The sequence below is a fragment of the Micromonospora sp. ATA51 genome (assembly GCF_016802855.1).
GTDB lineage: Bacteria > Actinomycetota > Actinomycetes > Mycobacteriales > Micromonosporaceae > Micromonospora > Micromonospora sicca.
Genome location: NZ_JAEVHJ010000603.1, coordinates 1 through 1,819, shown reverse-complemented (window position 1 = coordinate 1,819; position 1,819 = coordinate 1). Strand labels below are relative to the sequence as shown.

The 1,819-nt window shown below is 73.9% G+C and carries 1 protein-coding gene; it reads left to right on the top strand.

The genetic code is table 11. From position 1 onward, the window contains the following. Positions 1-445: 445 nt before the first annotated feature. Positions 446-1,819 (top strand): BTAD domain-containing putative transcriptional regulator (locus JNW87_RS38210; protein ID WP_238455420.1); only part of this gene is annotated, 1,374 nt, incomplete at its 3' end.

The following is a 1,819-nucleotide window of genomic DNA, read 5'->3' as shown; positions in this document are numbered from 1 at the left end:
CCGCAACCCCGAACGATTCGTCCGCGGCATCCCACAACCACCCGCCCTACCCGAGGCCGCGTGGATCAACAAGCCCGACGACGAGCCGACTCAGTCAACAAACCCCTGAACCACCCGCCCCGAAAAGGTTGACACCTTCCGATGCCGCTGACCGCGCCGAGTTGAGGCATCTGAGCCCAAGTCCTGAAGCCACCCTTTCTCCAGGTCCTGGACCCTTGAGTCCGCACGCCGGTTACTGTGCGAAGTAGCAGCGGCCCTGAAGGGCTCAGCCACATCTCGAAAGGCCGCCCTCGCCGAGGACGCCCTGCCGGACACGTTCGGCCATCGAACTGACCGTCGTCGTCATCGGCCCTGCCTCTCCCGTCGCCGTCCCGGAGACCCAGTCTCGCCCCGGGCCGGTGGCCGCAAGCTCCGAGCGGCGGATCGGCCGGTTACCGTTGCCGGTGTGCGGGCGGAGGCGGGCAAGACGATCGGTTTCTCGGTGCTCGGCTCGATCAGGGTCGTCCGCGCTGGCGCTGAGCTGCATCTGGGCGCCCGCCAGCAGCGCCTGGTGCTCGCGTTGCTGCTGGCCCGGGCCGGTTCACCGGTCTCCCTGGCCGAGCTGGTCGACCTGCTCTGGGACGAGGAGGCCCCGGCCAGCGCCGCGAACGTCGTGCACCGACACGTCGGGGTGCTCCGGCGGTTGCTCGAGCCCGGCCTGCCCACCCGGTCGGCGGGCCGGCACATCCTCCGGGAGCTCTCCGGCTATCGGCTGCGCGCCGACGAGGAGTCCCTTGACCTGCTGAAGTTCCGGTCGCTGAGCCGGCTGGCGGGCCGGAGCCTGCAGGACGGCGACCCGGAGTCGGCGCTGCGGCATTCCCTCGACGGGCTGCGGCTGTGGCGCGGCCGGTGCGCCGCGGGCCTGGAACCGGCCTCCCGCCTGCATCCCGCGTTCCTCGCCGTGGAGGCCGAACGCGCCCAGGCCGTGCGCGAGGCCGCCGACGCCGCCGAGCGCTGCGGCCGGCTGAGCGCGGTGCTGGCGCCGTTGCGGCTGGCCGCCGAGCAGCACCCGCTCGACGAGTCGCTGCAGAGCCGGTTGCTGCTGGCGCTCGCCGCCGACGGTCGCCAGGCGGAAGCCGTCGAGATGTACCGGGTGGTGCGCCGCCGGCTCGCCGACGAGCTGGGCATCGATCCGGGCGAGGAGCTGCGGGAGGCGTACGACCGGCTGCTGCACCAGCGCACCCAGCCGGCGCGTACCGAGTCGCCGTCGCCGTTCCCCCGGCCCGCGCAGCTGCCGCCGGACCTGCCCTTCTTCAGCGGCCGGGACGACCTCATCGCCGAGGCCCGCGCGGCGGTCGCGCGCCCGGGCGGGCCGGCGGTGCTCGCGATCGACGGCATGCCCGGGATCGGCAAGACCGCCCTCGCCGTCCACCTCGCCCACGAGTTCGTCGCCGGCTACCCGGACGGGCAGCTGTATGTCGACCTGCGCGGATACGACGGGCGGGAGCCGGCGATGAGCCCGGCCGAGGCGCTGCGCGGCTTCCTCGGCTCACTTGGGGTGCCCCAGGAGGGCATTCCCGCCGAGCTGCACGCCCAGGCGGGCATGTACCGCAGCAGCCTTGCCGGCCGGCGCCTGCTGATCGTGCTCGACAACTGCCGGGACGCCGAGCAGATCCGGCACCTGCTGCCGGGCAGCCCCGGCTGTCTGGTGATCGTCACCAGCCGCAGCCGGCTCAGTACCCTGCTGACCACGGCCGGCGCCCACCCGTTGGCCGGTCGGCCTGCCGAGCGGTCGACGAGGCCCGCGCGGCGGCTCCTGCGGCCGCTCGGCGCCGGCGCG